At 56.7% G+C, this 7,526-nt stretch carries 6 protein-coding genes; 4 read left to right on the top strand and 2 right to left on the bottom strand.

The window, feature by feature from the left end:
• Nucleotides 1-139 precede the first annotated feature (139 nt).
• Together rhtA and H8S56_RS13805 are read left to right on the top strand one after the other, a co-directional pair.
• On the top strand, nucleotides 140-1,027 hold the full coding sequence (gene rhtA, locus H8S56_RS13810) for a threonine/homoserine exporter RhtA (protein WP_187518950.1): 888 nt from the start codon (nucleotides 140-142) through the stop codon (nucleotides 1,025-1,027).
• A gap of 176 nt (nucleotides 1,028-1,203) precedes the next feature.
• Complete coding sequence (locus H8S56_RS13805) at nucleotides 1,204-1,518, top strand: hypothetical protein (protein WP_024688842.1); 315 nt, start codon at nucleotides 1,204-1,206, stop codon at nucleotides 1,516-1,518.
• Nucleotides 1,519-1,546: 28 nt separating this feature from the next.
• On the opposite strand, the gene H8S56_RS13800 is transcribed toward H8S56_RS13805, so the two are convergent.
• Together H8S56_RS13800 and H8S56_RS13795 are read right to left on the bottom strand one after the other, a co-directional pair.
• Nucleotides 1,547-3,355: an aminopeptidase P family protein gene (locus H8S56_RS13800; RefSeq protein WP_187518949.1), complete on the bottom strand. Its 1,809-nt coding sequence runs from the start codon at nucleotides 3,353-3,355 to the stop codon at nucleotides 1,547-1,549.
• A gap of 58 nt (nucleotides 3,356-3,413) precedes the next feature.
• A complete protein-coding gene (locus H8S56_RS13795; RefSeq protein ID WP_187518948.1) occupies nucleotides 3,414-4,592 on the bottom strand; it encodes a cysteine desulfurase family protein in 1,179 nt (392 codons plus the stop codon).
• Between the two features lie 967 nt (nucleotides 4,593-5,559).
• Between H8S56_RS13795 and H8S56_RS13790 the strand changes: the two genes are divergently transcribed.
• Both H8S56_RS13790 and H8S56_RS13785 read left to right on the top strand, forming a co-directional pair.
• A complete protein-coding gene (locus H8S56_RS13790) occupies nucleotides 5,560-6,360 on the top strand; it encodes a hypothetical protein (protein WP_187518947.1) in 801 nt (266 codons plus the stop codon).
• Nucleotides 6,361-6,404: 44 nt separating this feature from the next.
• On the top strand, nucleotides 6,405-7,526 hold the full coding sequence (locus H8S56_RS13785) for a DegT/DnrJ/EryC1/StrS family aminotransferase (protein ID WP_024688846.1): 1,122 nt from the start codon (nucleotides 6,405-6,407) through the stop codon (nucleotides 7,524-7,526).

Below are 7,526 nucleotides of genomic sequence, written 5' to 3'. Positions count from 1 at the left end.
TGGAATGCACCAAAATAGTTCCAACACCTTCTTCTATATAGAAGAAGGTGCAAGAGATGAGCAATATATTGCTCATTGATCGTTTATTCAGCATCATATCTGTGTCCCATACATTGACCTCTCAGGATGCTGCACCGAAATGTCTGATAAACCCCATAACATCGCAGCTCTTCTATTCCCGCTGGGTCTGCTGATCATTGCCATGATATCGATCCAGAGCGGCGCATCTCTGGCCAAAAGTCTTTTCCCTGCGGTAGGCGCACAAGGCACCACTGCGCTGCGCCTCATCTTCGCCAGCGTCATTCTTCTGCTGGTGCTGCGCCCATGGCGCGCTCGGCTCACCGCCCGCTCACTGCGTACAGTTGTCATCTACGGCATCGCGCTGGGCGGTATGAACATGCTCTTCTATATGTCCTTGCAGACCGTTCCACTCGGCATTGCCGTAGCGCTTGAGTTCACAGGCCCTTTAGCGGTCGCACTGTGGGCTTCGCGCAAACCCATTGATTTTCTCTGGGTGATAATGGCCGTCATTGGCCTGCTGCTGCTCATTCCATTGGGGCAATCGAGCAAGCGTATCGACCTGGTCGGCGCTGCATATGCTCTGGGTGCCGGTGTGTGCTGGGCGGCCTATATTCTGTTCGGTCAGAAGGCCGGAGCGGATAACGGCATTCAGACTGCAGCACTGGGCGTCACGATTGCCGCAATTTTCATCGCGCCTATCGGCGTAGTGCATGCAGGCTCGGCCCTATTGGACATTTCCTTGATACCGGCAGCACTGGGCGTGGCGATACTGTCCACCGCACTCCCCTATAGCCTTGAGATGGTCGCCCTGACTCGAATGTCAGCAAAGACCTTTGGCACGCTGGCGAGCCTGGAACCGGTGTTTGCTGCTTTGTCAGGACTTGTGTTTCTACATGAAACCCTGTCGCTGACCCAATGGCTGGCAATTGCCGCGATCATCTTCGCGTCCATCGGCGCAACGCTCGGCTCGGCACCTGCCAAAACGCAGCTCGTGCCTGCCGACTGAACGGACTCGACAACCAGGAATCAATAAGGCACTAGTATTTGTCACGCGCTTGAGCCATGTTTAGCCCTACGGCTGGTCCCGTTTTGCAGATTCGGGACGCGGCATTACACCTGCAATGTGGTTATGCCGACTCAAGCAGGTAGCGCTCACAGGTTATGGCTTGCTCAAGGAAAGGAATGAAATACATTTTTATCGTACTGGCCGTGCTGGCTCTGGCAGGTTGTGCGGCGACGTCGAAACCGGTCAAGCAAGGCAAGCGCGGCATTCATATCAATTGTTCGGGCCTCTCTTCATCCTGGGCCAAATGTTATGAGCTGGCGACAAACGCCTGCACATCCAGGACTTTCAAGATCATTGCTAAATCAGGAGACGCGGCAGAGGATCCGGAAGATTACCCTTTCGGCCTCAACCCGGCAGGCTATACCAGCCGCAGCATGATTATCGTCTGCAAGAAGAGCACACCGCTCTCCGGTGAATTGCCGCAGTCGTGATGACGCGGCAACCCGACGGAGCGATCATCTAGATCGCAGCTGTTCTGGCATGCAACCACTGCAGCGCAGCGCCGTCCAGAAACGGACTCAAGCGTTCATTGACGCTCGCATGATAGTCGTTGAGCCAACTGCGCTCTTCCTCATTGAGCATTGACAGGTCGATGCAGCGCGTATCGATCGGGCATAAGGTCAGTGTCTCGAACTTGAGGAACTCCCCGAACTCGGTCTTGCCAGCCCCCTGATTGATCACCAGGTTCTCGATACGCACACCCCAACGCCCAGGTCTGTAAGTGCCTGGTTCAATAGAGGTGATCATCCCCGGCAACATCGCAGTCTGCGCAGTGGCAGGTGCCTGATAGGCAATAACCTGAGGCCCTTCGTGCACATTAAGGAAGTACCCTACCCCGTGCCCGGTTCCGTGCCCGTAGTTGACACCTTCTGTCCACAATGGCGCGCGCGCAATGGCGTCCAGCAAGGGCGACAGGATGCCTTGCGGAAAATGGGTACGCGACAGTGCAATCACGCCCTTGAGCACTCGTGCGCAATCCTGCTTCTGCTCGAGAGACGGAGTACCGATGGCCACCATCCGGGTAATGTCGGTGGTACCGCCCAGGTACTGCCCTCCTGAGTCGATCAGCAACAGACCATCTCCTTCGATCTGCGCATGCTCGGCCTCGGTGGCACGATAATGCGGCATCGCGCCATTGGCATTGAACCCGGCAATGGTCGCAAAGCTGGGGGAGACATAGCCCGGGCGACGCTCGCGGGCCTGCGTCAGGTGCTCATCGATAGTCAGCTCACTGATGGGCTGCGTGCCCAGCGCGCTGTCCAGCCAGGTAAAGAATTCGCAGAGCGCGACGCCGTCCTGTTCCATTGCCTGACGGATATGCGCCGCATCGGCCTCGGTTTTTCGCGATTTCTGCAACGTGCTCGGGTTCAGGCCCTCAATCAGCGTCACTTCACTGTCCAGGTAATCCAGCAGCCCACACGTGACGCGCGCAGGGTCGACCAACAGGCGCGCGGTCTTTGGCAGCTCGCGCAACGCGGCGCCGATCTGCGTGTACTCCATTAGGTTGATACCATCCTGCTCAAGGCTCTGGCGTACTTCAGCAGGAATTTTCTTCGAATCGACAAACAGCGTCGTGCTTTGCGGCCCCAGCAGCGCGAAGGAGATGAATACCGGGTTGTACGACACGTCGGAACCACGCAGGTTGAACAGCCAGGCGATGTCGTCCAGTGTCGGCAGGAAATGCCAGTCCGCGCCCTTCTCGATCACAGCGTCACGCACAAGACGCAATTTGGCGCTGCGAGAGACAGAGGCTTGTGGCGGCAAATGCTCGTAGACAGGATTGACTGGCAAAGCCGGGCGATCCGGCCACAGCTCAATGAGCAAGTCGATGTCGGTTCGTAACCGGGCGCCGCGCGCGTAAAGCTTGCTGGCCAGGCTTCGCGAAGAGGCGACTGCCAACACGGCACCATCGACCGCAACGACGCTTTCGGCCGAGGCCTGATCGGCGAGCCACTCCAGCGGCCCCTGCTGACCGGGCACCAGCTTCACCAACTCTATGCCACTGCCGGCCAACTCCTTGGTGGCCTGTTCCCAATAACGACTGTCGGCCCAGACGCCTGCGAAATCCTGAGTGACGATCAGGGTACCCACCGAACCGTGGAAACCGGAAAGCCATTGGCGCCCTTGCCAGTAGCCAGGCAGGTATTCGGAAAGATGCGGGTCCGCGGACGGCACCAGCCAGGCGTCGATTCGCTCCCTGCTCATCAAAGCGCGGGCACGCGCCAATCGTTCTGCCACGCCTGTACTGACCTTGTCTTGCGTACTCATCGACTCTCCTGCTGACCGAAAATAGGCTGCTGTCACCGGTCAGATAATGGAGCAGTCATCACGCCTGAGCAACCGCCCAGAATGCCGGTTTGAGCACACTGGCATGAATGGCGTCGGCTGCGCGTCGCACATCCGACTCACGGGTGAAGCGTCCCAGGCTGAGTCGGATTGTCTGACTGGCCGCCTGAGGCGTGTGCCCCAACGCCAGCAGAACATGCGATGGGGCGTTACTCGCCGAATTGCAGGCCGAGGTCGAGGAGAATGCGAGATGCTGCGCAAGCGCGGCACTATTCAGATCATTGTCGGCAAAGGTCAGGCTGAGCGTGTGAGGAATTCGTTGCGCCGGACAACCGTTGAGATGCACGCCCGGGATCTCTTGCACGAGCTCAAGAAGCAGACGGCTCAAGCGCCTGGTTTCGATGAATTCCTTGTCAAACGCCTCTCCGGCCAACGCAAAGGCCGCACCCATGCCAGCGATCTGGTGCGTCGCCAGAGTACCGGAGCGTAATCCGCATTCGTGCCCCCCGCCATGGATCTGGGCCAGCAGCCGCTGCTCGGCACGTGGGCCGACATACAAGGCCCCGATGCCTTTGGGGCCATAAACCTTGTGCGCCGAGAACGACATCAAGTCCACGGCGAGCTGGCTCAGATCAATCCTCACCTTGCCCGCTGCCTGCGCTGCATCGACGTGCAGCAACGCTCCGTGCGCGCGCACCCGTCTGCCAATTTCAGCGATGTCGTTGACGGTACCCAGCTCGTTGTTGACCAACATCAGCGATACCAGAAAGGTGTCTTCGCGCAGTGCGGCGCTGACAGCGTCGGCGCTGATCAGGCCGTACGCATCGGGCGGCAGGTACGTGACCGTGACGCCATTGGCTTGCAATTGCTGCGCGGTATCGAGCACTGCCTTGTGTTCCATCTGACTGGTGATGACATGACCACCTGTGCGTCCAGAACGCTGTTGCCACGCTTGAGCTACGCCTTTAAGGGCGAGGTTGTTCGACTCGGTCGCCCCGGATGTCCAGATAATGTGGGCAGACTGTGCGCCAACCAGATCAGCAACCTGCTGACGAGCCGTCTCGACGGCCGAACGGGCGTTTTTACCGAAAGAATGAGAGCTGGAAGCAGGGTTGCCAAAATTGCCTGACTTTCCCAGACACTCGACCATCACCTTGATGACGCGCTCGTCCACAGGCGTGGTGGCCGCATAATCGAAGTACAGTGCTGATTCTTTCATGGCCATTCCTCTGACTGGAGCTGCCCGCCTGGCTCGTACTCATAATGGAGGCGTTACAAGCCGCCAGCAGGAAGAAGCTATTTGCGCTGAAGCTCTGAGCTTCAAACCTTTCGCAGGCATAGTGCACCAATCTTGATAGAACTAAAAATTATCAATTGATATTTAAATATTCGATTTAGAAATAAAAAAAAATGACAACTGACCACGCGCGCTATTGCGCTTCAGGGCTCCTCGCGCGGTATCGAAAGCCGCCACACGTTGTTCAATGCTGCAGCGTCAAAGCACCTTCCATCGCAAAGCGTCAACAGACTTTGCAAAATGCTCCACGTCGACGGTGTCGTATGCCCATTAGCAGCGTCATATAAATACACGCGGCACGGGTGATTGTTTTGAATCAGTGCCTGTTCAATTCGCTGACACATCACACATTCTGTAAAGACGTCTGAAAACCGCCATTTTTACTGAGCAAGTGGATGCTGTTTTTTTGACGGCCTTTTAAAACAATGACTTAAAATTTACATGAAACTATTTATCAGAATTTTTACAGAAAGCTGACGAAATAATTTGACAGAATCGCTGACACAACCAATATATAGGACTGTCAGACGCATCCTGGTTTATACGCCAACGCCGCAGTGCTTTACGCGGGATGCTGTCAAGCTGCAGTGATTTGTAGTACCGCCCTCGAAGTTAGTTTTTTCCCGAATACCCTGTGGGTGTCGCGGAAGTCTGTTAGCTCACAAACCTCATGAATGTACTGAACGTGTTCAGTGTGGCGGTAGCATTGCCTGAAGCAATCTGCCACTCCAGCACATTTCAATCGGTTTGCGCGGGTATTTGTCGGATAGATGCAGAGAGCATGGATCGCATGATTCGGGCGGTAGCGTGCCCGATAGACCGTTTACCCACTTATCAGCCAGTCATTAGCTTTTGGTTGTTCGCCTCCCCGAGCCTGAGGTGTCACTGAATGCCCTGTCTACCCGATCTCGATACGCAGCATATTCAACGCCTTGCAGAAGAAATGGATGGCATCGGCGTTGCCCGATTGAAGAACGTGCTCAGCGAAACCGAACTTGAGCAGTTAAGAGCTTTTACTGACCGGCAGGCGCAAGTGCATGCCGGCGAGTACTTTGCGTACCACGGCGAAGCTGCGCTGAACGAAAGTCTACTGGCCAGCCTCTGGTCTGCGCCCCAATTCAAGCACTTGCTAAGCACGCTCTATCAGCACGGCGCGCACCAGCAGAGCCTCAACGATGAGATATTTCCGGTCCTGCGCTGCGTGCAGGGCGAGCAAGGCCTGCGCGAATCCAACTGCTTTCACTTCGATGCCAGTCTGGTCTCCGCGTTGATCCCCATCTACATCCCGACCGAGGGTGAAGCGTGCGGCGATCTGATGCTGTTCCCCAATATTCGCAAGGTGCGCAGCCACGTCCTGCTCAACATGATCGATAAGTCGCTGTTGCAGAACCGCTTCAGCCGCTGGGTCATGCGTACCGCCATCAAACATCAATGGCTCGTGCCCAAGGTCCTCAAGCTACAACCCGGTGATATCTACCTGTTCTGGGGTTATCGCACCCTGCATGCCAATCAGGCCTGTAGCCCGGGCCTGAAACGCGCCACAGCGATCTTTCATTTCGGCGACCCACACGGTGGCGGCCGAGTCACTCGCCTGATTCTCGACAAGACCCAACGTCGTGCTGCACGAATCAGTGAGCAAACCCGTATTTCGCCTCCCCAGACCGACACGCCGCAGTCGTCGCCGACGTAATGCGTAACGGCAGCATCTTGATACACGGAAACATGGAGGCTTCGATGATCAACGTAACCAAGACCTATCTGGGTGATATCGACAAGTTCAAGCGTTATGTCGAGGGCATCTACGCACGCGGCTGGCTGACCAACCACGGCCCGCTGGCCGGCGAACTTGAGAATCGGCTCAAAGAGTACCTGGGCGTCAAGCACATCATTCTGACCAATAACGGCACCCTTGCCCTGCAAGTGGCTTATCGCGCACTGGGTCTGAGTGGCAGTGCAGTCACGACCCCCTTCAGCTTCGTTGCCACCAGCAGTTCACTGCAGTGGGAAGGCATTCGGCCGATCTTTGCCGATATCGACCCCGGCACCTGGAACATCTCGCCGCAGCACATCGAACGGACTATTGAAGAAGACACCACGGCCATTGTGGGCACCCATGTGTTCGGCAACCCGTGCGCCGTGGATGCCATCGACCAGATTGCGCGCAAACACAACCTCAAGGTGGTCTACGACGGCGCACACGCTTTCGCTGTAAGGCACGCCGGGCAGTCGGTCCTGAATCGCGGCGACATCAGCACGCTGAGTTTTCACGCCACCAAGCTGTTCCACACCATTGAAGGCGGCGCGATCATCACCAACGACGACGAGCTGGCAAGGCGTGCCTATCTGCTGTGCAACTTCGGCATCGCCGATGTCGACAAAATCGATGGCATCGGCATCAACGCCAAGCTCAACGAGTTTTCGGCCGCGATGGGGCTGTGCATTCTGGATAACATCGAAAACATTCTCGAAGAACGCGCCGAAATTGCCCAACGCTACACCTCACGGCTCGAGAACTATCTGGATCTGCAAGAGCCTCAAGCCGACAGCGAGTTGAACCACAGCTATTACCCGATTGCCCTGAGTGACGAGCAGGCATTACTGCAGGCTCGTGCCGCGCTCAACCATCGCGGCATCAACCCGCGTCGCTATTTCTACCCCTCGCTCGACACGCTTGAGTATCTGCAACCGCAGCCAGCACAGCCGGTTTCCCGGGCATTGAGTGAGCGCGTGCTGTGCCTGCCGATCTACCCAGGCCTGCATAAGACCGATCAGGATCGAATCATCGAGACGCTGATCGAATCCTGCAGTCTGGACAGGCCGGCTTATCAGAGCCCTGCCATCGCTCAGGTCCTTTGA

The organism is Pseudomonas triticifolii, assembly GCF_014358015.1.
GTDB lineage: Bacteria > Pseudomonadota > Gammaproteobacteria > Pseudomonadales > Pseudomonadaceae > Aquipseudomonas > Aquipseudomonas triticifolii.
Note: the sequence above shows the minus strand (reverse complement) of the source record. Positions and strands in the feature narration are given on the sequence as shown.

What these genes read in the sequence shown, in the direction of transcription:
- rhtA (WP_187518950.1), top strand. Translation starts at nt 140, where the DNA reads ATGTCTGATAAACCCCATAACATCGCAGCTCTTCTATTCCCGCTGGGT.
- H8S56_RS13805 (WP_024688842.1), top strand. Translation starts at nt 1,204, where the DNA reads ATGAAATACATTTTTATCGTACTGGCCGTGCTGGCTCTGGCAGGTTGT.
- H8S56_RS13800 (WP_187518949.1), bottom strand. Translation starts at nt 3,355, where the DNA reads ATGAGTACGCAAGACAAGGTCAGTACAGGCGTGGCAGAACGATTGGCG.
- H8S56_RS13795 (WP_187518948.1), bottom strand. Translation starts at nt 4,592, where the DNA reads ATGAAAGAATCAGCACTGTACTTCGATTATGCGGCCACCACGCCTGTG.
- H8S56_RS13790 (WP_187518947.1), top strand. Translation starts at nt 5,560, where the DNA reads ATGCCCTGTCTACCCGATCTCGATACGCAGCATATTCAACGCCTTGCA.
- H8S56_RS13785 (WP_024688846.1), top strand. Translation starts at nt 6,405, where the DNA reads ATGATCAACGTAACCAAGACCTATCTGGGTGATATCGACAAGTTCAAG.